1 protein-coding gene is annotated in these 466 nt (G+C 43.3%); it reads right to left on the bottom strand.

Annotated features, from left to right (window positions below; translation table 11 throughout):
- The coding region (locus AC2JF9_RS08950; protein ID WP_500727063.1) for an ATP-binding cassette domain-containing protein at positions 1–466 on the bottom strand (466 nt) is incomplete at both ends.

The raw sequence follows: 466 nt of genomic DNA, 5'->3' as shown, positions 1-466 counted from the left end.
AAATGTGTGCGCATTAGCCGCTTTCGCTGCCTCGACCACTTCTTCCTCTGTCGCATCAGGTCTTCCAAATAAAATATTTTCACGAATCGTCCCGCTAAATAAAATATTATCTTGCAAAACAATCCCAATTTGATTTCTTAAACTCTTTAACGTCATGTCCCGAATGTCATAATCATCAATGGAAATGACTCCTCTTTGGATATCGTAAAAACGAGGGATCAGACTGATCATGGAGGATTTCCCTCCGCCGCTCATTCCGACAAGGGCCACGGTTTCTCCGGGTTGGATCGTGAAGTGAATATTTTTCAACACCCATTCCGAATCCTCTCCATACCGAAACCACACATCATGAAATTGAATCCTGCCGCTTACTTTACTTACGGAGCGGGCATCAGAAGAATCTACAATATCATAAGGCTCTCGCAAAAATTCGAGTACACGTTCCAACGATGCAGTTGCTTGAGTC

The sequence above is a fragment of the Lactobacillus sp. C449L genome, from assembly GCF_059900815.1.
Note: the sequence above shows the minus strand (reverse complement) of the source record. Positions and strands in the feature narration are given on the sequence as shown.